Origin of the sequence: Paenibacillus dendrobii (assembly GCF_009807035.1) — a bacterium.
Taxonomy (GTDB): Bacteria; Bacillota; Bacilli; order Paenibacillales; family Paenibacillaceae; genus Paenibacillus_AQ; species Paenibacillus_AQ dendrobii.
Genome location: NZ_WUBI01000006.1, coordinates 131,495 through 156,066, shown reverse-complemented (window position 1 = coordinate 156,066; position 24,572 = coordinate 131,495). Strand labels below are relative to the sequence as shown.

The window sequence follows — 24,572 nt, the reverse complement described above, 5'->3', positions numbered from 1 at the left end:
TTGATTGTGCATAGGTTATTGTCCTTCGTTATTCTACCATAGATACGACGGATCGCAATAATTCACCTTCCCATAACAGCCATTTGACAGCCTTGTAAAATAACGTTCATACTAATATCAAACAGGCAGCACGCCTCACCATAATATCTATACAAAAAGGACGGTATACTGTGTCAGATCATCCGATTGAACAAATGCGAGTCATCCAAAAAGAGCTTAAGCGATTTATGATGAAATATAAGTTTGCTTTGCAGGAAGTCGAAACGAAGATCAAGATTCTGCAAGAGGAATTCCAATTGCTGCATGATTACAATCCGATCGAGCATACCAAATCCCGGCTGAAATCTCCGGAGAGCATTTTCAAAAAGCTGATGCGCAAAGGCGGAGCCAATTCCCTATCCGACATCAAATATATCATTAAGGACATCGCGGGTATCCGGATTACCTGCTCCTTCATTTCGGACATTTACAGAATCAGCGAAATGCTGCAAAGCCAAAGCGATCTGAAGATTCTGTCCGTCAAGGACTATATTCAAAACCCGAAACCAAACGGCTACAAAAGCCTTCATATCCTGGCAGAAGTCCCCGTGTTCATGTCCGATCACGAGGAATCCATGTGCGTGGAAATCCAAATCCGCACCATTGCGATGGATTTTTGGGCGAGCCTGGAGCATAAGATCTTCTACAAATGCAATGAAACGGTGCCGGATCGGCTGATTGCAGATCTAAAAAAAGCCGCAGACACGGCCTTTGATTTGGATACCACTATGGAGCAGCTTCACAACGAGATGGAAGAAATCAAGCTGGCCCATCAGTCCGATGCCAAAGAGGATTTTCAATTGCTGATCGACAACGAGAAATTCAGAATTCCGGAAAATTTGCTTAAGCTGGTCTCTAAGATAGAGTAAGCGATGTCTGCCAAGTCCAAAGAAAATCCGATACCATCCTGGTGAAGACCCCATTTAGTAGACAACGAAAAAACACCTAGGCTGCATACTGGCGTCGGTACTGTACCGGCGTCAGTTTGTTTATTTTACGTAATAAGCATGAGACGTGTACTGGAACCCTTGGTCGCTGTGTACGGCCAATCCGGTCACGTCTTTTTGCTTGGCGAATGCTTTAGCGAACAATTTCGCTTAAGCAGATGATCAGCCACACGCTCGGCAGCCTGGTATGTCATATTAAATCGACGTTTCCGGCGAATACTGGCTTGAAGACCAAGCTTTTGCATAAGACGCAGTACCTTCTTGTGATTCATCCATACACCTTCATCCTGCCACAAGAACAGCTGGGCTCCCGGTAGCCATACTTTCCTTCGTAGCGTTTATACACGGTGCGAAGGAGTCGTTTAGCCTCGGCATCTCGGTCATTCTTCTTTTGCTTCAATTACGCGTAATAACCCCCCCTAGAGACGCCAGGGAGTTGGCAGTGTTCGGCTACTTGGACGATGTTCGCTGCTTGTTCGATGAGCTTGAAGCGCTGTTCTTTCCCTCCCGCATCCAGATTTCCAAACACTTTTTTAGCATCGCATTCTCCCGTTTCAACTGCTGAACATATCGCTACTGATCTAGTAGACCAAAATCAACTTGTTCACGGTATTTGCGCATCCAACGCTTCATCCAACCTTGATCTTGGATTCCCAAATGATTGTTGATTTTCCGTTACGTCCTTTTTTCCTCTACATGCAAGCGAATTGCTTCCATTTTAAGTTCTTCAGAATACGTCATAAACTTTTGACCTTTAATAGCCATAAAAAATGCACCCCCTAGAATTTCATCGGATAACCTAAGGGGTTTTTCCAATGTCTATTCTAAGGGGTGCTCTTACATTCGCTTGATGTCTTTTTCCACGTTAAGCCCCTTCAGTATACCTTATCATGAACCTTCGATATGTTTCGTAACATTTTTATTGTTGTACCAATTAGGTACATTGGTTGAAAATCCATTATAATCATCATATACCATATTTATTCTCTTCAGATCCCTTTCTAATTCCTCAGGTCCTATTTTGCTTGACCATAAAGTACTAAATAAAATATTGATAGCCACATAAACTGCAGTTATTCTAAAGAAGTTATCTGGAATTTCATAATTAAAGTATCCGTCAATTTGGCCTGTAGCATATTCCTTGCTTACTCTCCTCGAAAGAAACATTAACTTTTTAAATTCCTCGAATGGATCACCAAATTTATACCAGTTCATATCGATGACACCCACATCTTTTTTATCATTAATTATTAAGTTTCCAATATGAAAGTCGCCATGTAAAAGTGTGTACGGTCTTTCTTTAAGACAGTTAATATTTTCTTGAATAAAGTTCATTATCTTCTTATCATTCGATACTTTATATCTACATAAGTCGTATTCTTCCTTTTGTTTATCTAAATCCCTTCTTACCGATTCAATAAAATTATAGTTCTCTAGCATAATATTCCCTTGGTGTAAGTTTCGAAGAATACTCCCTGCTTTAAAACCGATGCTATATTGTTCACTTTCATTATAAAATAAGATTTCACCCTCTAAATCTCTTCCATCTATCCATGAATACAAGGAGTAAATATAGTTGTTGTTTGGGCAAACTCCGAATTCAATAAGTTTTTGAATCGGTAAATCTAACTCATCTATTTTTTTCATTGTTTCGAATTCATGCTGTTTCCTTTTTAAAATATTCACACTGGAAATTCTTATTATATATTGTTGTTTATCTAACTTTGATTTAACGTAGTATTTGTCATCCGTTGACAATCCTTTATCTATGAATCTGATTTCACTCCAATTATTGTAATACGGGATTATCGATTCTAAATCTGCACTATATAACATTTATCCAACCTCGATCTTCACTAAATAAATGACTAAATCGTTCGAAACAATCTAATTTTCTGCAACATTTCTCCATAATTTCTACCGTTGTAAATTTTGAATCAATAATACATGTTTGCTGGTGAAATATATTCGGAGACTCCCCTATTTTATTAATAATAGGATTAGTCACATAGTTATTTATCCTACTAGCATCTTCTATGGCTTCTATAGACTTCAAGGGATTGATATCTTGATATAAAATACTTAAATTTAAGTAGTTATGAGCTAGGTGAGGTTCCTTTTCTATAGAATTATTTATTAAATTTATTGCTATATCTAATTCACCTTTACTTCTATGAATTTCAGTTAATATTGGTGTTATTTGATAATCTATAGTATTATTCGCATTTTCCAAGGTTGTAATTGTTCTTTCTGCTTCCTTAAATTTTTGTTGCATTATGTAATTCTGAGCTAGAAAAATCTTCGCAAAATCTCTAATTTCTTTATTATCATTAATGACTTGAATATAAAGAGATTCAGCTACATTAAATTGATTCATAGCTGCGTATTCCAAACCTAAGAAACAAGTGAGATATCCTCCTGTAATTGATGTGATTTTTTCATTTCTCAACATCTCTATAATGTGATTTTTATATCTCTCCCTTTTAAATTTAGTTCGGTTATTAATCAAAATATCAATATGATGAACAAATGCTTTGCAGTGAGCTATTTCTCCGTTATTTTCCAGCACAGAAGTCTCTAAGTCAGAATGTATAGGTGTGTCTTGATATCTTATATTTTCCCCATTTCTAACCATTCTGATTAATTTGATAGTAGCCCATCTTCCCTTACCAATATATTGGTAAGAATCTAATGTTAAAGCCAAGATTCGCTCATTTTTTTCAGCTTCATTTATCGACTTATGAATTTCATTTCTAGTGAAATCATCCAATCTTTCATCAGCATCAATAATAAATATCCACTTAGATGTAGCAGCTTCTAGATATAAATTCCTGCCCTCATCTAAAACGGTATGAGGACTGTCAATAACTTTACAACCAAAATCCAAGGCTATCTCCTTCGTATTATCAGTCGAGTTATTATTAATTACAATTATTTCTGTTGCAATATCCTTTACACTTTTCAAACATTCTAAAATATGCATCTCTTCATTCTTGGCTAGTATACATACAGATATCGACATGAAAACCTCCTAATTTGTCTGGGTGATTTGGTTATTTATTTTTTTTGCCTCTTCTGATATCTCTGTTAATTTATAACTCTTATTTTCAATTAATACGATAGGATCAATAATTCTAGTTTTAACTTTAATTGAATAATCATTGGGTAGCTTTGTTTGAGTTGTACTATTCTTCATACTAATCAGTTCGTCCAATTTACTTATAATGTTATCATCTTCGGAATTTCTCACTATATTTAACAATTGATCATCTGTAAGTTGAAAGTCTTCAATGGTTATTATGTCTTTCTCAAGAGATGTTTGAAGTATTTCTGTCATCGTTTCATTTACATATAAATTAAGCGGATTCTTAAAATAGCCAATAACTTCCTTGTAGTAAAGTTTAAAAAACCATTCTGCTACTTTAGTGGAGTTTAAGCAGATCTGTTCATTATCTGTGGATAGAGAAGATAAAAAATTGTTTATATCCTCCCTTGTAATTTCTTCTTGATGAAACATATCTCTTAACGTGTAATCAATTCTGTCTATAGATAAGGAAGGTAGATCAGCCTCTAACGCAAAATAATTCACATCATAAATTTCTTCTATTTTTATTTCATGTTGTCTCAAAATTAATGGAATTTCAGAATTATCTATAACCTTTCTCCAGTTTGTATCATGATAGTTTTCATCTCTATTTTTCAATATATAATCTATGACGTGTGAAAAAGCAGTATGGGACACATCGTGTAATAAACTAGCAATTTGTTCCTGAATATTCCCTCCTAATCTTTTTGCTAAAATCATAGTGCCAATTGAATGATCATACCTTGTTACATTCCACCTTTCATTAACTAAGAAACCAGCCCCTCCTTGATGAACATATTTTAATCTTTGAAAAACATTACTATTAATAATATCAATAATCACTTGCTCCATTTCATCAGTCCCATAGAGAGTATCCATAAACCCCTTCATACTTTTCACCTCATATCTAATGAATGTTATTTTTTATTTTTTCCAAGAAAAGAAATTGTTTTTTATATACCTCAAACGGAGTATTTCTCACATCTTCATATAATTTTTCTTTCATTTCGATATTTTTCAATACCTCATTTATGTAATATTCATACCCCACCTTCCAGATAGACCTTTCTTTATCTAAATCATAATCTAAGGATTCTACCTTTGAATCTTTATATATAATTTGTGCTACACCGTTTGATTTATAATAAATTTCACCGTCAGTCCCCAATATTTGCAAACTCAAAAAATCCTCTCTGTGACCAGTACCGATACAAAGAACATTCGTTCTTATATTTTTATTTAACAAACACTGAAATTCAAATAATGATTCAGCATCACTTATTTTGTTTATCTCCTCCCCCTTCTCGGCCAATACATTATTGTCCTGATATGATTGTAGGTTGCTGTATGTAGTAGAATCACCAAAAAAATACCGCAATAGGCTTAATATGTGGCTTCCCATGGCCAGAAGCATTCCACCGCCATGTTTAGAATCAAGAGACCAGTTCCACTGCTTTAAATTTGTTAGTCTATTGGTTTGAAATTGAATGTTGACATAATAAATTTCTCCCAACAAATTTAGTTTTTCCTTGATTTTCGAAAACACCGGATAATAAGGTAGCTGATGAGTGACTAGCATTACTTGCTCTTTTCCATATGACAATTTTAATATTTCATCAATCTCCTCAACACTATTAGCTATAGGTTTTTCAATAAATATCGCAAAATTTGTAGTAAGAGCTTTTTTTAGCATTTTATAGTGTAAATGATGTGGAGTGGCAATGAAAATTGCATCCAGGTCCATATCGTTTATTATTTCATCAAAAGTGAATTCATAATTTTTAATATTATATGCTTCAGCTATTTCTCTAGTTTTTTGCTTGTCCTCTCCACCACATAGATATTTAATATTCACATTATGTAATCCAGTTATAGCTGGCAAAATAGTACGAGCAGCAAATCTTGTACCGATAACGGCACAATTCAATTGTTTCTTCATTTTGTACTCCTCTTCATTAATTTGATGTTTCTTAAAATTTCATTTTCAGGATTGGATTAGACACGAGAAGGTATGATCTCCGATTTAATTTTTGAGTTATTAATTGAAAGGTCCGTATATGATACCAAATAGTAATGCAGGTAATTTGAAATTTCATTTATGATTTTTCTTTTCTTACTACTAGACAAAGGCAACCTATTATTACTTAAATCGAATTTAGTATCCAGGTTCTTTTCGTCATATTTTCTAACGTAGTCGGTAGGAAAATGTACAGCAAAAAAACTTATATCTGAATTGTTCTTACGGTTATGCTCATATACAACCTCTGCCATTTGGGAAATCTCATTATCTATTGAATTAATGGATAAATTTGTGACGATATCCCTAAACCGATAATTCTGCTCTAGAATAGTAGGAACACTGCAATGTAAGCCACTGTTGAATTCTGGAAATAATTTCACAAAATTATTCTTCAACTTGAACTTCTTATGTTTTATCCTTGTATAATCTAAAACAATATACTCTATGGGTGAATATATTTTATTGTAGATATCATTATAATTTACTAACGTTCCTAACTTTGCTGAGTAGATTATTTCTGTAGCTCCTAAAAATAGTAATTTATTTGTTATATTTTTACTCATATTTCCCCAATAACTATATTTAACACCAAGAAAATTAATGATTTTACCATTTAACTTATATCTTCTTGATCCATAAAACTCATTGTAATGTTCAGATTCTAAAGTCATTTTATTATTTAAATTATTTTCTATCTCCTCAGTGTAACCAAGAATTACGATATCATTTCTCTTTACAAAATTATTGTTTAATCCTGTCCATTCAGTAATATTTTTCTCGTGTAAAGGAAATCGAAATATTTTAATTGTTTTTTCATCCATCCTAAGTTTATTAATAAGGTGTCTCAGAATAGAGGTATAGTGCTTTAAGTAATCCTCCCCAGGAGGAATAGAAACGATAATTTTCTTTTCATTTTCATTGTTGTTTCCTACAAAAAAAAGTGGTCTTACGTAATTGTAAAATTTCACTCTAGGATTATAATTAAAGCCTATTTCCACAATGTTTTTGTAATTAAATTTATAAAAATAAAGTTTAAATATCTCTGGGAAAACTCCCAAGATATCCAGAGAATATCCACGTTCTAAATAATCTTTTAACACAATTATGGGTAATTTCTGAAAGCAGAATTCATCTATTGCATTTGCCATCGTATGAGAACGATCATCAACTGCTGGAAACTTTATGAAATCATCTATTTTTTCTTCTTTATAAACATTAAACTGTTTTAGAAATTTCTTACTATATATTAACAAAATTAAAAATTCCCCTTCCTAAAATGATTGATACATTTTTGAAATTTTTCAAAAAAATTGTTTAGATGAATTATCTAATTTTTTAACAAAAGGCAAATAAATCAATACATTTAAAACTAAAAGACACACCTGTAAAAATAATCCTGATATTCCCGAACTTAAAAATCCTGAGATAAAAGGTGGTGTAGTCCATGGTAGTTGAATGCCATTTGTATAACTAACGATCTTAAAGTACATACTAAAATAGGCTAAAATTGTGTTAATTACAGGACAAATCACTAACGGAAAAAACAAAATTGGATTCAAAATAATAGGGATGCCATAAACAATCGGCTCATTAATATTAAATAATCCTGGTATAAAAGATAATTTAGCTAATTGTTTCAACTTAATATTCTTACAAGTAATTAGTATGGCAACTATTAGAGCTAATGTACTACCACTTCCTCCATAATTGATAAATACTGATTGGAAAGTCGCTGTAATAATATTGGGAGCATCTTTTCCTGCAGATAATGCATTTATGTTTTCAATAGATAAAGTAGTAAAAACAGGCGTAGTGATTGATTTAAACAAAAATGAGCCATTAAATCCGAAAAACCAAAAAAAACTCACTCCAAAATTAATAATCACTACCGCAATTAAAGTGCCTCCCAAATACGTAATTGGCTCTTGTAAAATCTTCATTATTAAATTAGGAATGTTATTATAACTTGTAGATTTTATTAGAATATTGATTATAGTTGCGCCAGTTAAAACTAATAGAAGTGGTATGATAGATTCGAAGCTTTCGGATACTTCTTTGGGAACTTCCTTCGGTAATTTTATTGTTAGATTTCTTTTGTAGACTATTTTTATTATCCTAGGAACTATAAGACCTATTATCATAGAAAAGAAAATCCCATTAGAATTCAAATAATATGTAGAAATGTATTCCCCATTGTTAATTGAAGAAAACGGTATGAAAACCAAATATACATATAATGTCGATACTGAAGTAATCAATGCGGGTAAGCATAATTCTTTTGAATAATGGTAAGAGATACTTATCACAATATAAACACTTATCAAGCTATAAAATGAAGCAGAGATTGAAGGCAAGATATCTAACCATAACAAACTGAAATTATCAATCATAAAATTATTCACAGACTGAATGGGGAAATTCGTTAATAATACAAATACCGAAGCAACAATAGTAAGCGAACTAATGCTGGTAAAACCATTTTTAATGGTTTGTAACAGTATGGAGTTCATAATCAAATCAAGTTTTTTTCTCAAGAATCCTCTCTCCTGTAAGCGCTTTTATTCTGTTCAAAGTAGCGACCATTTAATTTCTAACAACCTCCTTTTTATTACAATTTTTTACTACCAATATATTTTATTCCTTATATTGTTTTATTTGAAGGGGCATTTTTCTACAATTAAGGGGTAAAATTTGACAATATCCCTTAAAAAGGTTATTTATTTGCTCTTTATCGACATACATTTATGAGTAAAAAAGACTATATTCTATCATCCGGAAATATCTGAAAAATCATATTCAAAACCCGAAACCAAACGGCTACAAAAGCCTTCATATCCTGGCCGAAGTCCCCGTGTTCATGACCGACCACGAGGAATCCATGTGCGTGGAAATCCAAATCCGCACTATTGCGATGGATTTTTGGGCGAGCCTGGAGCATAAGATCTTCTACAAATGCAATGAAACGGTCCCATCAGTCCGATGCCAAAGAGGATTTTCAATTGCTGATCGACAACGAGAAATTCATAATCCCGGAAAATTTGCTTAAGCTGGTCTCTAAGATAGAGTAAGCGATGTCTGCCAAGTCCAAAGAAAATCCGATACCATCCTGGTATCGGATTTTCTTTTGCATTTGCGCATTTAGCGTCATCCCGCTTAAGAAATCGGCGTAATCGTCGGCGTCTTCGGCCCGCTGCGCAGTGCCCGGGTTAATTGCAGCGTTGCCCCATAGGCGATAAGCGAAATAAGCAGCGCCCCGAATAACGCAATGGTCTGCCCCAAGTCCATTTGCAGCAGAAAGCGATGTGCTGCCAGACTGGTAATCGTCATGACAATCGCACCCGCACCTGCCTTGAGTACGACCCGGATGTCTAAGTAAAATCCGATCGTTCCGGCCACGGCCCAGAAATTGAGCATCGCCAGCATCAGAATACCAAGGCCAAAGCCCATGGCAACCCCTTTGATTCCGAGATTGGAACCGAGCACGAAGATCATGCTTACTTCAAAAATATTCGTCATCACATGGTTCCACATGACGGTGGACGCCCGGCCCAAACCAAGCAGAATAGCGCGAAGCGGCGCCTCAAAATAATGGAGGAAAAAAAGCGGTGCCAGCAGCTGCAGCAGCACGCCCGCTTCCGGCGCATGGTAGATCACCGTCGTCAGCGGTTCTGCCCATAAGTACAGGATGATGGTACAGGGCAGGCCGGCAATAAGACCGGTACGCATGGCCATGTCCATGCGGCTGTGCATGAGTTGGCTATTGTTGTCCACGCTGGCTTCGCTGATCGCCGGAATTAATGCGGTCGACAGCGATTGCGTAAAGAAGCTGGGCAGGAACAACAGCGGAATGGCATAACCGGCGAGCAGGCCGAACTGCTTCGTCGCCATCTCAACCCCGACACCGAACAGCACCAGACTTTTCGTAATGAGCAGCGGGAGAAAGGCATGATAGATCGAATGGATAAAGCCGCTGCCCGTCATCGGAAGTCCAATGCGCAGCAAGTCCCTCAGCGTGCGGTCTTTTGTAGGTGAAGCGCTTGGCGCTATGGCAGGCTTTTCCCTCGTCTTCCCCCGGTGGACCCATTTGAACATGGCAAACAAATACATCAGCCCCACGCCTTCACCGATAACGGATGCAGCCATCGCTCCCGCAGCGGCATACGCGATGCCATACGGCAGCAGAATGTTAACAACGCCGATAATGACGATGATTTGCGCCAGATTCTCAATAATGTCGGATAAAGCGAGCGGGCTCATGTTCTGCCTGCCGCGGAAATACCCCTTCAGTACGGCCGACATCGCAATAATCGGAATGATCGGCGTGATGGCGACCATCGCGTAATACGCCCGTTGATCGGCTAACACCATCGAGGCAATCCATTTGGAACCGAATAGAGCCGCCAGGGTCAATACGACGCTTAAGCTGCCCGTAACCGATAAGGACACGGTCAGAATCCGTTTTATCCGTGCCTCGTCTCCCTTGACCTCCGCCTCCGACACCAGCTTCGAAATCGCAACAGGAAGGCCGAGCTCCGTTAACGTAATAAACAACGGAAGCAGCGGATGGGCGATCATCAACAGCCCTACCCCTTCGGCTCCCAAAAAACGCGCCAGCAATATGCCGTTCACAAATCCGAGTCCTTTCGTAAAAAAAGAGGAAACGGTTAAAATGAACGTCCCGCGAATAAAGCTTTGCTTTTTCATTTCCATGCGTCGCATCTCCACCCTACTGTCTGTCCTGTCCTACTTTTTAAACCTATTCGAAAACACGCCAATACATGCAGACAAGTATGCGGATGGTTCGTAAGAAACCTATCACTACACAGGTGGAATAAAAGCGCTAAGCAGAAAAGCGGGAACGCAAGGGTCAGCCCCAATAAGCAAAAAACGACCATGGAGCATTGATTCTCCATGGCCGTTTTTATGTGAAGCGCTTTTATAATTAAATCTGCATTATCCCCGGTAAATCCAATGGATGAACTCCTCGTCACGCCGCTCGATTTGGAATCCAAGCTTCTCCAGCACGTGTTGGGAAGCGGTGTTGTCCAGCTCACAGCGGGCCGTGATTCGCTTCACCTCATCGTGACCCAAAGCCCAATGGATCAATCGGGTAGCAGCCTCGAAGCAATAGCCCTTCCGCTGATGGCTCTCATTCGTCGCAAAACCGATTTCGATGACCCCCTCAGCATCCGGTTCGCCCAAAAATCCAATCCCACCTACGATTTCATGATTGTCCTTAGTCACCATAATCCAGGAATCGAATCCCCGCGTGCCGTTATTTTTGATGAGCAGATCCCGAAAAAAAGGCAGCGCGTCATAAAAATCTGGCCCCGGCCATTCGCCGTTAGACGTATAACCCATGACTTCAAAAGCGTGTGTGTCCTGCTTAGCCGCCGCGTCAATCCAATCCAAATCCAACGTATGCAGCACTAAGCGTTCGGTTTCCAGTTTCATATTTCAACCCACTTTCCGTATGGTACCATTCTTTTTCGCACAGCCCGATCATGGTTTCGCGCTTCTCTTCCTTGTAGAGTTACTCATTTCTACCTTTCTGCCTGAGTACGCCTTCCTCCTTTATTTTCGGCACAAAAAAAAGCAGAGAATGATCCTCATTTCATCCCCCGCCCTATCGCTTTAACTGAGTCATCTTCCAGCTGTTCGTTCGTTACAATATCCCGCCAGAGGGAAACGTAGTGATAATCTTTTAAGTTGAGGCCAGAAAGTCAAATGTTGAGCAGTTGCACGATGATGAGGTGTGATCAGTGATCGGCATTCCGATGCAGTTGTTTTTGTCATTTGATGTCGAAACTCATTTCAAGGTTCAACTATAAAACAGCTGCCATCAAAAAATAACTCCCCAAATGGGGAGTATTCTCTCGATTAACATGAAGTGCTTAAGGCTCTTATATCTGAAAAAGAAGCTGCTCTCCTAAGGAAAACAGCTTCTTCGTCGCGTGTATGATTATTCTTCGCTTGCTGGTGGCGTAAACGTGCGCTTCGCCAGCTCGGAATCGAGCATGTAGAACGCGTTACTATCATTATCGATGCGGCGCAGCTTCTGGATAATGCTATCGAAGGTATCTTCCTCTTCCACCTGCTCGTCAATGAACCACTTCAGGAAATTAATCGTCGCATGTTCCCGCTCATCCCATGCAATATCAGATAATTCATAGATGCGTTTGGTCACTGTTTTCTCATGTTCAAAGGAATGTTCAAAAGCATCCAGCAAAGAGTTATATTCATTCTGAGGATTGTCCATACCTGTCACGATAGCCCGTTTCCCCAGCGCATTGATGAAATGGAATATTCTCATCCCATGATATTTTTCTTCTTCCGATTGCATGATGAAAAAATTCGCAAAGCCGTCAAAACTCTCCGACGAACAATACGCCGCCATCGCCAGGTACACTTGGGAAGAATAAAATTCGTAATTCATTTGATCGTTTAACTTCGCGAGCAGCTTCTCACTTAACATCGGATCATTCTCCCTTATCACTAATCTAGAAGAAAGGTAAGCCGGAATTTGGCAGTAATCGTTGTGCTGCTTTTACCATGGCTTCCTTCTAATCTACTTTTAGTATGTTGGAAATAAGCGGGATTGTAAAGAGTACTACAATGTCATCGCTTGTCCATACCTTGCCAGAAATTGCTCCTTTTCTTTATAGTCCGGCATCACGCTTCCTACCCGTCTCCAGAAGGATCGATCATGGTTCATATGCGTAAGGTGACATAGCTCATGGATAATCACATAATCAATCACTTCAACGGGTGCCATGGCCAGACGATAATTGAAGGTTAAATGCTTATCCGAGCTGCAGCTTCCCCACTTGGTTCTGGACTCGACGATTTCGACGGTTTTGGGATTTACCTTGAGCTGCTTCTGATAGATAGGGAGCCGTTCCTGGATCACTTTTTTGCAGCTGGAGAAGTAAAATTTTTTCAGATCGCGTTTAAGCTCTTCTTCACTCCGATTCTCCGTCTCAATGAGCTCCTGAAGAACATGGTATTTCCCCAAATGAAGGAATTTGCCCTTATCTTGATACTCTTTGAGCTGTGGGACTGCAGCACGAGTCTGCTCAATGGCTTGCAGTTGTTTCAAAATCTTTTCCCCGTGCTGCTTCACGGCATTCATCACGACGTCCTGCCCCGTACCATTAGGAGCCTTAACCGTAACCAAGCCCGTAGGGTCGATCTGAATCGTCATTTTTTTTCGGGGCCCATAGGACACGTGAACTTCGATGGTTTGCCGTTCCAATTCAATTTTCATTACCAATCACTTCTATTCATATGGTTTTTGGCCTTGTAATATCATCAGCTCATGGGCGCACTGCAGCGCCTGAACCCGGTTGTTTACGCCAAGCTTTCTGTACACGTTCTTAATGTGAAACTTTACGGTTTCGACTGTGACATATAGCCGCTGAGCAATTTCTTTATTGGACAATCCATCCGCGATCAACCGGAGAACCTTCGACTCTTGTTCCGTTAGTCTATCTATATGCTGCCGTTCTTCTTTCGGAGTGACATGCAAAGCTTCAAGCAGCTGTTTGACATAGCTTAAGGAGCCGAGGGCGCCAGCCGGGATTCCCCCGGTCAAGCTTCCCTGCCGTAACTTGTTCAAATAAGCTGATAGTATGTCAGCCATGATCGGACCTTCGTCAATAAAACTGCGAATATACCCGTGCGGCTCTGCCAAGTGTAAGGCCGTCTCCAGTGGAAGGAGCGAAGCCTCCGTTTGGCCCAATCGCCAAAAAGCCACGCTTTGCATAATAAGTACTTTGATTCGGTCCCGCAGGCCTTCTGTCTTTTCCAATAAACGCTGCAACTGTTTCAATAGGTTTAGTGCTTCATCCAATCGCTCGCACGCCAACAGCACTGCAGCCAGAGCCAGGTAATCCGGCATTTGGTTCGGTGTGACCTCATCTGTATGCGCCAGACCGCATGTTTGCAGCCAATCGAGCGCCTCTTCGAGGGCGCCTTGCCGCGCAGCTAAACTTGCTTGTTCGGCTTCGATTCTAAGCATGAATAACTCATGATCGGGTGAATTAATTTTACCTTTCAATTGCGTAAGCAGCTCCGATGCGCGGTGCGAATTGCCCTTGGCCTGCTGTATTCGCGAAGCGCTAGTGGCAACATGAATCAGGATCCGGGCAAAGGGCTCCATGTCCTTGCGACCAAGGACCCGGCTGATCACATGCTCGGCTTCGTCCAACCGGTTCCATTCGTACAACACCTTACTATACGAAGCAGACAAGTACCCGAAAAACGGATATTTCTCCTTATGCTCCCAGATCCCAATCCACTTCTTCAAGAAGGCATACGCTGCATGAAAATCATTGATATGCGCCAAGTGATCGTCAAACGCTTCGTAACCTTGGTAACGGTTGCGTCCCATGGTTTGAAAGAAGCTGCCCTCAGGCACGTATTTCTCGACCAATGTGAAGTATGCAGAGGTTTGCTCCAAATCCTTTTGCAGATAGGCGGCGACCGAACAGAAAAAGTAGATGTTGCCCATCATTTGGTCCCAGTCAGCCTCGCTCACTTTTCCCTGCAGCGATTGAAACCGGACTTTAGCCTGCTCCACTCTCCGGAAGGCGGCCTTCCATTCCCCGACTCCCAGCAGAACGGATATATAAAATAATTCGATTATCGGCTTCTCCGCCAGAGACTCTTCCGGCAATGCAGATACCCATCGCATCAGCACCACGCTTTTGGATTGCACTAACGCATGCAGATTTTTCTCAATCAACCGCAATGCATCCCTGGCTTGTTTGCCCTTCAAGTAATGCTCGACCGCTGCCTCCTCTAAGCCATGGCTCTCCAGCCAGACCGCCGCTCGGGTGTGGACTTGGACCCAGCGATCCGGATTTGTCGTCAACAACATTTTTTGCAAAAAGTCAGACAGTAGATGATGATACCGGTACCAATCTCTATGCTCGTCCAAAGGAATGACGAATAAATTCAGCTGCTCCAGCCGTTCCAGCTGCTTCTGGGCGTTCTTTTGCCCTGTTACCGCCTGGCATAAGGAACGATTCATCCGCTCTAAAATAGACGTTTCCAATAGAAATGCGCGAATAGACTCGGATTGATGACGAAACACTTCTTCAAGCAAATAATCGGAAATATGATGCTGTTGACCGCCAAATTGCGCAATGGTCTCGGTAATATTCCTGCTGCGTTTCAGCGAGATCGCCGCGAGCTGTAATCCGCTGATCCAGCCTTCCGTCTGATGAAACAGCTCCGTCGCCTGCTCCCGGGTTAGTGATAATTGGTTCACCTCCCGAAAAAAGGTCACCCCTTCATCGAGCTGAAAGCGTAAATCCCACATCATGATTTGATGCAGTTCGCCTGTGACCAGAAGTCTGGCGGTAGGGATTGGCAAATCGGTACGGCTCGCAATATATAGATGAATATGGGGAGGCAAATGCTCCAGCAAATAAGTCAAGGACTGGTGGATCGCGGGAAGTTCAATGACATGATAATCGTCGAAGACGATGACCAGCTCGCCCGATAACCGACATAGCTCGTTCAAGAGCCCCGAAACCGCAGACTCCAGCGTCCCCGACGGCCCGTTCTTAAATATGGCTTCAAGCGACGGACCAAAACCGGGAACGCTCTCCTGAATTGCGGCGATAAGATAACTCCAAAATTGAATCCAATCATTATCCTGTTTATCCAGGGAAACCCATGCCACATGGCTGCGGCACTGTTTCGCCCATTCACTTAACACCGTTGTTTTCCCGTAACCAGCCTGCGCAGACACAAGCGTCAGCTTGGCGTCCATCCCCTCATGAAGCATTCGAAGAAGCCTGGGACGGGACACTAAAGCATTTCGCACATGAGGGATATGAAGCTTCGTACTTACAATCAATGGAAGTCCCTCCGTAAATCACATTCGGTACAGCGGCACTATGATGTTCGTACCGCGAATCTATCTAAAGAAAAAAACGTCAAATAAATATATCAAGAAAGGTCCGTCTAATAATCGTAGTATATATGAGATAGCACCGCATTAAAATATGAAATCAAAATATGAAATCCGTGCCTTCTCCACTTTGCCTGCGGGAACAAAAAAAGCGGAGCATGAACCAAAGTTCACGCTCCGCCTATCATACGGGGCCCCGACTATTTTTCTTGCTCCAAAATCTTTTCGTTGATGCCCCAGACATTGCATCCGAAGTTACTCATAATGGTAATATTTAGCTGCTGCTGCAAACTATATGTCGATATAAAGCTGACACCAGGATCGCAACCTTGAAAGTATGGAATGCCATTCTTCTTGATGAGCCACATTCCGTAACCATATGCGTCGTAATGATCCGAGCTATGCATACTCAGCATATTGGAGACCATGGCACTAGGGAGTAGTTCCCCGGCTAATAAACCATCCCAGAACTTATGAATGTCCACAACCGTCGTAAATACGCCGCCTGCCCCGGTTCCCTTGACATCTACGCTGTAAATATTCGTATAGAACTGCTTGCGCTGCGTATCGTATATATAGTTATTCGCGCAGCGCGCAGGCAGTCTGTCCAGCTCATAATATCCGGTATCCTTCATGCCGCATGGATCAAAAACAACCTGCTGCAGATACTCATCAAAAGGCATTCCGGTCTTTTCCTCAATCACCAGACCAAGCATGACATAACCTGAATTATTGTACTGAAATCTCTCGCCGGGCGGGTACATCATCGGTTTATGAATAAAAAGCGGCAGCACATCGGCAGACTTCCGGATTTTATAATTCGGATAATCCCTCCACAGTTCATCGTAATTATTCATCACGCTTTCATCGAAATAGTCCGGAATGCCGGATGTGTGAATAAGCAGCTGCTCGATCGTGACTCCCCGATCAATCGAATTCAACTCCAGGCTCAGCGCGTCCCCAATCCGTTCATCAAACCGGAGTTTTCCCTCTTCTATCAACCGCAAAATCGCTACAGCCACGAATGCCTTGCCTGCGGAAGCCGTCGCAAATTTCGTGTCGATCTGATTCATGACCTGATTGGGCAGATCAGCGTACCCGTAAGCCTTTTCAAAAATGACCTCGCCATGTCTGCGAATGGATATAACTCCACTAAAATCATCATCCATCAATGCTTCGTAATTCATAATATTCTCCTTTTTTGCTTCTAAGTGTATTTGCCAGACTTATATGTAATTTGCAGCTACAGTGAACCTCTTCATGGATATGTAACCATTTCCTATATGATATGTCAAACCTCTCCCATTTGTTGTTGCGCCGCCGTGTTATAATTTTTTTAGGTAGAAAAATACAATAGTTTGAATTTCTTGAGGGGATATGAGGTGAAAAGCTATGCGCAAAAAAGATAGAAACGTAACAGGTATTATAGTGGCCGTAATTTACTGTTTTGTCCTTTATGAGATTTTAATTGATGCACCCCCTGGTGAAGCTCCAAACAATCCCCCTTGGGCATACGCAATGATTCCACTCGGAGCTGTTGTCATTACCTCTCTCTTTGATTATGTGATCAAGTTCGATTTCTTCAAAAAAAAGAAATAGAACATGGAATGATATAAATGACACAGCCTCCGCCTCGTTTAACGCTACGTTTCTTTCATGATCCATTTACTTCATCTCCCCGCTTACCACTGCACCGCACAAACCACAGGCAGAACAGCAAACCTTGTAAACCCATCGCCGCGCACTTGCATAGGAACTGGGCTGTGATGAGCATCACGGTAGAATATAGCAAAGAACAGTCATAGTAGAGAGAGATTGAGGACTCTGAGCGCAAGCGCGCAATACTTGCGAGTCATTAGAACAGCCGGATCAGACTTTTCAAAGTCTCGAAAAAAGGAGCATCTACCGTGCATACGATTCTTTCCAACGAGCGCATTTACGATAATATCTGCCTCATGACAGTCGTTGGCGATTTCCAGGCAGCCCGCATGGGGCAATTCTACATGCTGCGCACCTCCCGGGACGCCCCCCTGCTATCCCGTCCGATCAGCATACATAACCTGGAGCAGGACCGCATGCAATTCCTTTACCGTATCGCGGGCGAAGGCACGCGATTGATGGCAGAGCTGCGCGGAGGCGATTCCATTAAACTTGCGGGACCGCTAGGCAACGGGTTTCCGCAGGTGAAGGGGCGCATCGCTCTCATTGGTGGCGGAATTGGCATTGCTCCTCTGCTGTACGCCGCCAGGCAGCTGGACAAACCCGACGTCTATCTGGGATTTCAGAAGCAGCCGTATTTGACAGAGGCTTTTACGCCGTATGCGAATCAGCTCACCGTGCAGATCGGCGGCAGCATTCTTGAGGAAGTCAACTTCAGTCATTATGACTATGCTATCGTCTGCGGTCCGCTCGGCATGCTGAAGGAAGCGGCGCGCATGGCGGAGGGACTGGAGACGAAGGTGTACGTATCTCTGGAGAAACGAATGGCATGCGGTGTGGGGGCCTGTTACGTGTGTTCGGTGATGAACAAGAACGGCAATCGCAAGGTGTGCACCGACGGGCCCGTATTTTTGGCAAAGGAGGTTGAGTGGCATGAACTTAGCCTGTAACATTGCCGGCATACCTTTTCGTAATCCCATCGTAATGGCATCCGGGACGTTTGGATTCGGTCAGGAATACGCCAGACTGTACGATATCAATCAGCTCGGGGGCATCGTCAGCAAAGGGCTGACCCTGAATCCACGTAGGGGCAATACGGGAACCCGCATCTGGGAAACGGCTGGGGGCATGATGAACAGCGTTGGCCTGGAGAATCCGGGCATCGACGCCTTTCTCGCCGAAGAGATGAAGTTCTGGGAAACGATCGAACCGGTCCGGATCGCCAATCTGGGCGGAAGCAGTATCGAAGACTACGTTCTGGGCGCAGTCAAAATCACGAAAGATACCGGAGAACGCCATAATACACATCTTCGCGGCGTGGACATGATCGAGCTGAACATTTCCTGTCCTAACGTCAAGGAAGGCGGGATGGCCTTCGGCATCAAGACCGAAGTTGCCAGGGAAGTCATTCGTGAAGTGCGCCAAGCCACCTCGCTACCCCTTGCCGTGAAACTGTCGCCGAATGCGGAGAATATCGTGGACATGGCGGTCATGTGCGAGGAGGAAGGCGCGGATGCCGTATCTCTGGTCAATACCTTTTCGGGCATGACAATCGACATCCATCAGCGCCGGAGCGTCTTCTCGAATCTGTATGCCGGACTATCCGGCCCGGCCATCAAACCGATTGCTTTGCGCATGGTGCATCAGGTTGCCCGTCAGGTAACGATTCCCGTCATGGGTATGGGTGGAATTACCTCAGCCTCGGATATCATCGAATTCATTATGGCCGGCGCGGAGGTCGTGCAGGTCGGAACGTATAACTTCATGAACCTGCGTGCCGGCGAGAATCTGCTGCTCGGGCTGCACAACTTCATGGAACAAGAGAACATCCAGAGCCTGGACGAAATTCGCGGGATTATAGGATGAGGATGAGATTCGGGCTCAACGTTGTCGCGAGGAAATAGCCTAAAAAGACACGCAGCACCAACATCGACAGCAAAGAAGCCACCGTATGGGCAATCCTCGAGGATTTCTTCCATACGGAGCTCCTTAACCAGTAGTATTTTAATTGGCACCAAACAAATTTCTCCACAATGTAATTTTTTTCCACTCACAGTGTAACTTTTTCTATTTATAGGTGTTAATTATATTAGATCATCGAACCAGATGTCGCAGCAAAAAAAAAGGAGAAATAATTGTATGAAGAAAAAAAAGGCTTTTTCTGCGATTTTGTCTTTAGCTTTAGTAGCATCAATAGCAATGGCTATGCCAGTTTTAGCATCTACCTCAGAATCCCCCTCAGTTTCAGGAACCAAAACTTCAAGCCTTGTATTTGCAAAAGATACTACTAGTAACGAACAAGAACACCCTCAAATTTCAACAGGTCCTTCAATAGAACCTTATTCCAACTACGTTATATTAGATCAAGCCGTGAGCACCTTTGGACATAGTTGGGACCAACCAGTTGGTTACCCTGCTTATCGTGTATATGCAACAAATACAAGAAGCGAAATAATGGTGATGACTGTTAAATATGGTAGTCAATCTTACTCATATGATATTGCGGCAAATTCATCTACAGCAATCGTAGTCAATAATGCGACAAGTGGACGTCACAGCATAGATTTCACCACAAAAAGTGGAGCTGTTTCAGGCAATGTACAAGTAAGGGTGTCTGATACAGGATTGCAGTAAACACATTTTTAGTGATCTCTGTAGTGAAAGTCACCGTACACTAATTTTCCTGATATGGTGAATAATAGCATTCGACCATGGACATCAACGTCCATTCGAACATAACACGAAAAAGGACTTCCCCCTACTTTAAGAGATCATTTGTAACACCAAAACATCAAGAGGAGGAAGCCCTTTTTCATTCTCCAAAAGATCCATTTCCCTTCGAAGAACGACAAATAAATTGAACCAAAAGAATGATCGTTGCGCTTGTACTAGAACATTAGTAATGATGCTGTTGCTATCCATACAATCCATACGAGAGGATGAGATCATTCTCCTGCATTAACCTAAATCAGCTTCCGCCGATACCACTTGTCTCCCCTGAATCGCAGCCAGAAAATCAGCCCGCGCACGCCCCATTCAGTGACCATGGCGATCCATACGCCCATAATTCCCATCTGTAACGTTATCGCGAGGAAATAGCCCAAAAAGACGCGCAGCACCCACATCGACAGCAGAGACGTCACCGACGTAAAGTTGGAGTCCCCTGCCGCTCTCAATGCCGAAGGCATGATGAAGCTGACGGACCAGAAAATCGGCTGCGTAATCGTGATCAGCAGCGTCAGCTTGAAGATATCTGGAACGATTTCGGCCGGCGGCGAGAACAGCTTGATAATGTATGGGAACAATGGCAGGATCACCGCCGCGATCAATATGAAGAAGGCCGTCGACAGCCCGATGAATGATTTGATAAACTTCCTGGCGTCCGGAATGCTGCCATTGCCGATGCACTGGCCGACCACCGTCACTACCGCGATGCTCAGCGCACTGCCCCCGATCTGGAACAGCAGCGATATCGAGCCGCTAATGGCATTCACCGTAATCGCCAGCGTACCGAGCTGCACGATGAAGGTTTGCGTCAACAGCTTGCCGCCGTTGAAGAACATTTGCTCCGCCGCAAAGGGAACGCCGATGATCATAATCTTTTTCAGGATGGAAAAATCGATTTTCAGCGCATTCTTGATCCGGTACTGCAGCGTGTGATTCATTCGGATCATGTAAAACAGCGACACGGCCATCCCAAGAACCCTCGCCGTAATCATGGAAATGATGAGTCCCATAATGCCCATATCAAGCACCGTAATGAACAGGATATTCAGAAGCAGATAAGTCAGGTTCATGATCAGCGACAATCCAAGGCAAGCCTTGGTTTCTGCCACGCCTCTCAGCGCCCCCGTGACTGCTTGAAAAATCGCGATAAAAGGATATGAAATACAACTGCCGATCAGGAACAGCCTGGCGTTGTGGAATACATCCGCATCGGCCTTGCCGAACAGCAGGTTCAGCACGGGCGTATGAAAGGCAATCACCGTCACGCACAAGAGCACGGACAAGACCGCCACGGCCGTAATCGCCTGCCCCGCAGCCTTCGATGCCATCTGCTGATTTCCGCTTCCCTTATACTGCGCAACGATGACCGTACCCCCTGTCGCCACGGCAATGAAGACGTTAATCAGAAAAATATTCAGCGAATCCACCATGCTAACCGCACTCACCGCAGCCACGCCTGAGGAGGCGATCATCGCCGTGTTCATCAAACTCATTAAAATAATAAAAGCTTGATCCACAAATATCGGAATAATGATCGCGATAATTTGCTTATAATCAAGCTTACTTCCGGTGAAGTACTTATGAAGAAATACATTTGTTTTTTGTCTATAATAAGGCGCTGGCGTACCCAAGGGATCATCTCTTTTTCAGTGTAGTCTAATGCGTACATTATTATAGCACGGTTTGAGCCGCTGAAATGTGATGAATGAGATTTTTTTCTTTCAACCCTTCGATCTAACTTTTGCCAATCCATATCATGGGCTATCTTTTGATAAATACAACCTTCACACCAACCACCTGATTCTGCCCGTCCGTGGACATATATACCCCGTAGGAACCGTTTCCCATACCTGTGCGCGAAACGACGCCGCCATCCATCACACCCGCTTCTTCCCCGCTTTCCGTGATATCGCAGCAGGCGTAATACCACTCCGTCTCGCGATGCGAGCCGTTTTCCGGGGCGCCCGCATCAGGAAGCCGATATTTTGTGATGTCAAAAATCCCTGCTTGTTCGCTCTCCGCCCTAACCACAAACGGACATTTCACCCACTCCAGCGTTGCATCTTGATCAGCAACCGTATGATGATAGGCCGTGAGTCTGGAACACGCTTCGCCCCACTCCCTTACTTCCACCTTCTCCGCTTGCCCTACCCAGGCGCCGTTCAATACGTTATCTATGACTCCCATAATGATGGTCTCCGTATTCAATTCGTAACAAGGATCTGCTACGGCCAATTGGCCGGAATTCACTTCAAAATGGCCCAGTTCAATAATCATGAGAATGCCTCCAATGCATGCGTAAGTCATTTTATTCTATCATGCTTTGCGATACGATTGCAGTGTATGACAGGGTGCACCTTCTCCTATCCAGAACCGAAGCTCATACGGCAAAAAAAGCCGGTCTTCTCAGATCGACTTTCTCCGGCAGAATTATGATTCGATGACTAATGCCAACCACTTATTCATCTTCCTTGCATACCAGCTCATTCCGAATCATTCCATTCCTGTAAAATGTGTAAAAAGAGTTCTTTCATATCCCGATATTCCCTATTTGCTTAAGCCATAAGATCGATCAGTATGCTTGACCGTACTCAATTCACGGCTGAAATCCCCGTTTTCACCAAACAGACAAAGTGTAGCGTACATGATTTTCAGCATCAACCAACAAAAGTTAGTTTGTAGCCGACTCCTGTTTGACGCCGGGCTCAATCGCAACCCTTAGTTGCTCAGGCGAAAAAAGGAACGCAAAAAAGCTTACTCCTAACCGTTTCGTTGGAATAAGCTAATGGCAGTTCTATTGGTTTAACGTTCGGTTTGTTCTGGATTGTAATTCTATAGGAAGATTCTATGGATGATTTCTACATATGCCATTAAAAAATAGAGCGGTATTGTTCAGAAGGATGGGATGCGACTCTGGTGGACAAGCGAATCAGTACATCGTCCACCCGGTGCAGTAGCTTCTGAAGCTGCGAGACGTGCATGTGCGGAAGAAGGGAAAGTTCATTGCAGCCGGCCAGAAAATGAATGGTATGCATAAACATCACCCCATCCAAATCCGGCACGGAGTCCTGAGCCGTTAACTGAATGACTTCCTGAAGTGTAAACGAAGGCGGCGGAAACATACAATGGTTCTCCTTCATATATACTGCCTTAAGCATGTACTCCAAAGCACGGTCGCTAAACAAAATGCAGACATGAGCGGAGGTCGGATGCATCATCCGGGCTGCCGAGTTCATGTGGATCTGTGCGAGATGCTGCATTTTAATCATGCTTTTGAATTGAAACGGGATTCGTTCCTGGATGGTGAACAGCTTATTCGTGGTATCTGTGCATTCGTCGATGGAGGTTGAATGATTCACATGCTTCAGCTCCCATTGGGTTATTAACGATTCCTTTAGCTGCAGTTATGATTTTGCGAATCGTGGAAATACTTATATGTACCATTATACATCAAAATGATATCAATAAATATTATATATGATATTTAGATGACGGTGTATAGCGAATCATATTTTATCTACACTTTTTAGTAGAGAGGTGTGGAACGGATGACAGATAAGGACATACTGCTTCGGGTGGGAGCCCGCATCCGCGAGCTGAGGAAGGAAAAAGGCTTCACGCAGGAAGCCCTCGGCGAAAAGGGCGGCTTTCATTTTTCATATATCGGTCAAATCGAACGCGGCGAGAAGAACGTCGCTCTATTGAACCTCGCCAAAATTGCGGAAGCACTCGAGGTGGATATATCGCAGCTTTTCATCCAAGCCCATCGGGAGGATAGCGAAGAGACCCAGGCGGATATTCAGGAGATCAACTATATGCTCAATCAACAGAATCCCCAGAAGGTCGCGATGGCGAAGAATGTGGTAAAGGAAATTTTCAATTATAAGTGAGCGGGTTAAGATCAAATAGTAAAAAGCCGATTGGTTTCCCAATCGGCTTTTTTCGGTTGAACTTTAGGTAAAATCAGTTCCATTCATTACGTTAAGGTCACACCGAAATATCAATTTGCTTTCCCAAGTTGGGATCCAAGCTCTTTTCCATCATCTTGATCAGATTCTGCCCCTGAAGTTCCGCCTGGCCCTTGGCCAAACGGAGCACCGACACGCTTACTTGCTGAGACAATGCCGCCTGGCTCATCTTGGTAGACAACGCTGCAATATCCATCATGCCACC

23 protein-coding genes and 1 pseudogene are annotated in these 24,572 nt (G+C 42.4%); 7 read left to right on the top strand and 17 right to left on the bottom strand.

The features are described from left to right. Window positions 1-227: 227 nt before the first annotated feature. A complete protein-coding gene (locus tag GRF59_RS26630) occupies window positions 228-908 on the top strand; it encodes a GTP pyrophosphokinase (protein WP_237392071.1) in 681 nt (226 codons plus the stop codon). 185 nt (window positions 909-1,093) lie between these two features. On the opposite strand, the gene GRF59_RS26625 is transcribed toward GRF59_RS26630, so the two are convergent. The 7 genes from GRF59_RS26625 to GRF59_RS26590 form a co-directional block, all read right to left on the bottom strand. Beyond that, window positions 1,094-1,282, bottom strand: coding sequence for an IS3 family transposase (locus tag GRF59_RS26625; protein ID WP_272915034.1), 189 nt, complete (start codon window positions 1,280-1,282; stop codon window positions 1,094-1,096). A gap of 592 nt (window positions 1,283-1,874) precedes the next feature. Then, window positions 1,875-2,822: an aminoglycoside phosphotransferase family protein gene (locus GRF59_RS26615; protein ID WP_160500753.1), complete on the bottom strand. Its 948-nt coding sequence runs from the start codon at window positions 2,820-2,822 to the stop codon at window positions 1,875-1,877. Beyond that, complete coding sequence (locus GRF59_RS26610) at window positions 2,812-4,008, bottom strand: tetratricopeptide repeat-containing glycosyltransferase (protein WP_160500752.1); 1,197 nt, start codon at window positions 4,006-4,008, stop codon at window positions 2,812-2,814. The genes GRF59_RS26615 and GRF59_RS26610 overlap by 11 nt, the downstream gene beginning before the upstream one ends. A gap of 9 nt (window positions 4,009-4,017) precedes the next feature. Then, the gene (locus GRF59_RS26605; protein WP_160500751.1) at window positions 4,018-4,962 is read right to left on the bottom strand and encodes an HD domain-containing protein; all 945 of its coding nucleotides are present in this window, start codon (window positions 4,960-4,962) and stop codon (window positions 4,018-4,020) included. A gap of 16 nt (window positions 4,963-4,978) precedes the next feature. Next, entirely contained in the window at window positions 4,979-6,010 is a 1,032-nt protein-coding gene (locus tag GRF59_RS26600) for a Gfo/Idh/MocA family protein (protein WP_160500750.1), read from the bottom strand. A gap of 56 nt (window positions 6,011-6,066) precedes the next feature. Beyond that, the gene (locus GRF59_RS26595) at window positions 6,067-7,344 is read right to left on the bottom strand and encodes a hypothetical protein (protein WP_160500749.1); all 1,278 of its coding nucleotides are present in this window, start codon (window positions 7,342-7,344) and stop codon (window positions 6,067-6,069) included. 48 nt (window positions 7,345-7,392) lie between these two features. Beyond that, the gene (locus GRF59_RS26590; protein ID WP_160500748.1) at window positions 7,393-8,625 is read right to left on the bottom strand and encodes a PTS sugar transporter subunit IIC; all 1,233 of its coding nucleotides are present in this window, start codon (window positions 8,623-8,625) and stop codon (window positions 7,393-7,395) included. Between the two features lie 248 nt (window positions 8,626-8,873). On the opposite strand from GRF59_RS26590, the pseudogene GRF59_RS26585 reads away from it, so the two are divergent. Further along, window positions 8,874-9,062: pseudogene (locus GRF59_RS26585) on the top strand (GTP pyrophosphokinase); the annotation flags it as partial. Window positions 9,063-9,244: 182 nt separating this feature from the next. Here the strand turns inward: GRF59_RS26585 and spoVB are convergent. From spoVB to GRF59_RS26555, 6 genes are all read right to left on the bottom strand, one after another. After that, a complete protein-coding gene (spoVB, locus tag GRF59_RS26580) occupies window positions 9,245-10,801 on the bottom strand; it encodes a stage V sporulation protein B (RefSeq protein ID WP_160500747.1) in 1,557 nt (518 codons plus the stop codon). A gap of 243 nt (window positions 10,802-11,044) precedes the next feature. Beyond that, window positions 11,045-11,545 (bottom strand): GNAT family N-acetyltransferase, encoded by a 501-nt coding sequence (locus tag GRF59_RS26575; RefSeq protein WP_160500746.1) that lies wholly within the window; start codon window positions 11,543-11,545, stop codon window positions 11,045-11,047. Window positions 11,546-12,053: 508 nt separating this feature from the next. Continuing rightward, a complete protein-coding gene (locus GRF59_RS26570) occupies window positions 12,054-12,566 on the bottom strand; it encodes a ferritin (RefSeq protein ID WP_160500745.1) in 513 nt (170 codons plus the stop codon). A gap of 135 nt (window positions 12,567-12,701) precedes the next feature. After that, window positions 12,702-13,358 carry a M48 family metallopeptidase gene (locus tag GRF59_RS26565; protein ID WP_160500744.1) on the bottom strand — a complete coding sequence of 219 codons (657 nt, stop codon included), beginning with the start codon at window positions 13,356-13,358 and terminating at the stop codon, window positions 12,702-12,704. Between the two features lie 12 nt (window positions 13,359-13,370). Next, entirely contained in the window at window positions 13,371-15,959 is a 2,589-nt protein-coding gene (locus GRF59_RS26560; protein ID WP_160500743.1) for a winged helix-turn-helix domain-containing protein, read from the bottom strand. A gap of 254 nt (window positions 15,960-16,213) precedes the next feature. After that, window positions 16,214-17,200 (bottom strand): serine hydrolase domain-containing protein, encoded by a 987-nt coding sequence (locus GRF59_RS26555; RefSeq protein ID WP_160500742.1) that lies wholly within the window; start codon window positions 17,198-17,200, stop codon window positions 16,214-16,216. A gap of 205 nt (window positions 17,201-17,405) precedes the next feature. Between GRF59_RS26555 and GRF59_RS26550 the strand changes: the two genes are divergently transcribed. The 4 genes from GRF59_RS26550 to GRF59_RS26535 all read left to right on the top strand — a co-directional run bounded on the left by GRF59_RS26550 (window position 17,406) and on the right by GRF59_RS26535 (window position 20,306). After that, window positions 17,406-17,612 (top strand): hypothetical protein, encoded by a 207-nt coding sequence (locus GRF59_RS26550; RefSeq protein ID WP_160500741.1) that lies wholly within the window; start codon window positions 17,406-17,408, stop codon window positions 17,610-17,612. A gap of 308 nt (window positions 17,613-17,920) precedes the next feature. Further along, window positions 17,921-18,622: a dihydroorotate dehydrogenase electron transfer subunit gene (locus GRF59_RS26545; protein WP_160500740.1), complete on the top strand. Its 702-nt coding sequence runs from the start codon at window positions 17,921-17,923 to the stop codon at window positions 18,620-18,622. Next, window positions 18,606-19,538 (top strand): dihydroorotate dehydrogenase, encoded by a 933-nt coding sequence (locus GRF59_RS26540; RefSeq protein WP_160500739.1) that lies wholly within the window; start codon window positions 18,606-18,608, stop codon window positions 19,536-19,538. The genes GRF59_RS26545 and GRF59_RS26540 overlap by 17 nt, the downstream gene beginning before the upstream one ends. Window positions 19,539-19,811: 273 nt before the next feature. Then, complete coding sequence (locus tag GRF59_RS26535) at window positions 19,812-20,306, top strand: hypothetical protein (RefSeq protein WP_160500738.1); 495 nt, start codon at window positions 19,812-19,814, stop codon at window positions 20,304-20,306. 329 nt (window positions 20,307-20,635) lie between these two features. Here GRF59_RS26535 and GRF59_RS26530 read toward each other — a convergent pair whose 3' ends face one another. The 3 genes from GRF59_RS26530 to GRF59_RS26520 all read right to left on the bottom strand — a co-directional run bounded on the left by GRF59_RS26530 (window position 20,636) and on the right by GRF59_RS26520 (window position 23,758). Further along, complete coding sequence (locus tag GRF59_RS26530) at window positions 20,636-22,030, bottom strand: MATE family efflux transporter (protein WP_160500737.1); 1,395 nt, start codon at window positions 22,028-22,030, stop codon at window positions 20,636-20,638. Window positions 22,031-22,160: 130 nt separating this feature from the next. Next, window positions 22,161-22,676, bottom strand: coding sequence for a DUF4241 domain-containing protein (locus GRF59_RS26525; RefSeq protein WP_160500736.1), 516 nt, complete (start codon window positions 22,674-22,676; stop codon window positions 22,161-22,163). Window positions 22,677-23,269: 593 nt separating this feature from the next. After that, window positions 23,270-23,758 carry a hypothetical protein gene (locus GRF59_RS26520; protein WP_160500735.1) on the bottom strand — a complete coding sequence of 163 codons (489 nt, stop codon included), beginning with the start codon at window positions 23,756-23,758 and terminating at the stop codon, window positions 23,270-23,272. A 189-nt stretch (window positions 23,759-23,947) separates the two neighbouring features. On the opposite strand from GRF59_RS26520, the gene GRF59_RS26515 reads away from it, so the two are divergent. Next, a complete protein-coding gene (locus GRF59_RS26515; RefSeq protein WP_160500734.1) occupies window positions 23,948-24,289 on the top strand; it encodes a helix-turn-helix domain-containing protein in 342 nt (113 codons plus the stop codon). Between the two features lie 97 nt (window positions 24,290-24,386). On the opposite strand, the gene GRF59_RS26510 is transcribed toward GRF59_RS26515, so the two are convergent. Continuing rightward, entirely contained in the window at window positions 24,387-24,563 is a 177-nt protein-coding gene (locus tag GRF59_RS26510; protein ID WP_160500733.1) for a YjfB family protein, read from the bottom strand. Window positions 24,564-24,572: the final 9 nt, after the last annotated feature.

Coding starts and splice junctions, on each gene's coding strand:
- GRF59_RS26630 (WP_237392071.1), top strand. CDS start 228: ATGATGAAATATAAGTTTGCTTTGCAGGAAGTCGAAACGAAGATCAAG.
- GRF59_RS26615 (WP_160500753.1), bottom strand. CDS start 2,822: ATGTTATATAGTGCAGATTTAGAATCGATAATCCCGTATTACAATAAT.
- GRF59_RS26610 (WP_160500752.1), bottom strand. CDS start 4,008: ATGTCGATATCTGTATGTATACTAGCCAAGAATGAAGAGATGCATATT.
- GRF59_RS26605 (WP_160500751.1), bottom strand. CDS start 4,962: ATGAAGGGGTTTATGGATACTCTCTATGGGACTGATGAAATGGAGCAA.
- GRF59_RS26600 (WP_160500750.1), bottom strand. CDS start 6,010: ATGAAGAAACAATTGAATTGTGCCGTTATCGGTACAAGATTTGCTGCT.
- spoVB (WP_160500747.1), bottom strand. CDS start 10,801: ATGGAAATGAAAAAGCAAAGCTTTATTCGCGGGACGTTCATTTTAACC.
- GRF59_RS26575 (WP_160500746.1), bottom strand. CDS start 11,545: ATGAAACTGGAAACCGAACGCTTAGTGCTGCATACGTTGGATTTGGAT.
- GRF59_RS26570 (WP_160500745.1), bottom strand. CDS start 12,566: ATGTTAAGTGAGAAGCTGCTCGCGAAGTTAAACGATCAAATGAATTAC.
- GRF59_RS26565 (WP_160500744.1), bottom strand. CDS start 13,358: ATGAAAATTGAATTGGAACGGCAAACCATCGAAGTTCACGTGTCCTAT.
- GRF59_RS26555 (WP_160500742.1), bottom strand. CDS start 17,200: ATGAATTACGAAGCATTGATGGATGATGATTTTAGTGGAGTTATATCC.
- GRF59_RS26550 (WP_160500741.1), top strand. CDS start 17,406: ATGCGCAAAAAAGATAGAAACGTAACAGGTATTATAGTGGCCGTAATT.
- GRF59_RS26540 (WP_160500739.1), top strand. CDS start 18,606: ATGAACTTAGCCTGTAACATTGCCGGCATACCTTTTCGTAATCCCATC.
- GRF59_RS26535 (WP_160500738.1), top strand. CDS start 19,812: ATGAAGAAAAAAAAGGCTTTTTCTGCGATTTTGTCTTTAGCTTTAGTA.
- GRF59_RS26525 (WP_160500736.1), bottom strand. CDS start 22,676: ATGATTATTGAACTGGGCCATTTTGAAGTGAATTCCGGCCAATTGGCC.
- GRF59_RS26515 (WP_160500734.1), top strand. CDS start 23,948: ATGACAGATAAGGACATACTGCTTCGGGTGGGAGCCCGCATCCGCGAG.
- GRF59_RS26510 (WP_160500733.1), bottom strand. CDS start 24,563: ATGGATATTGCAGCGTTGTCTACCAAGATGAGCCAGGCGGCATTGTCT.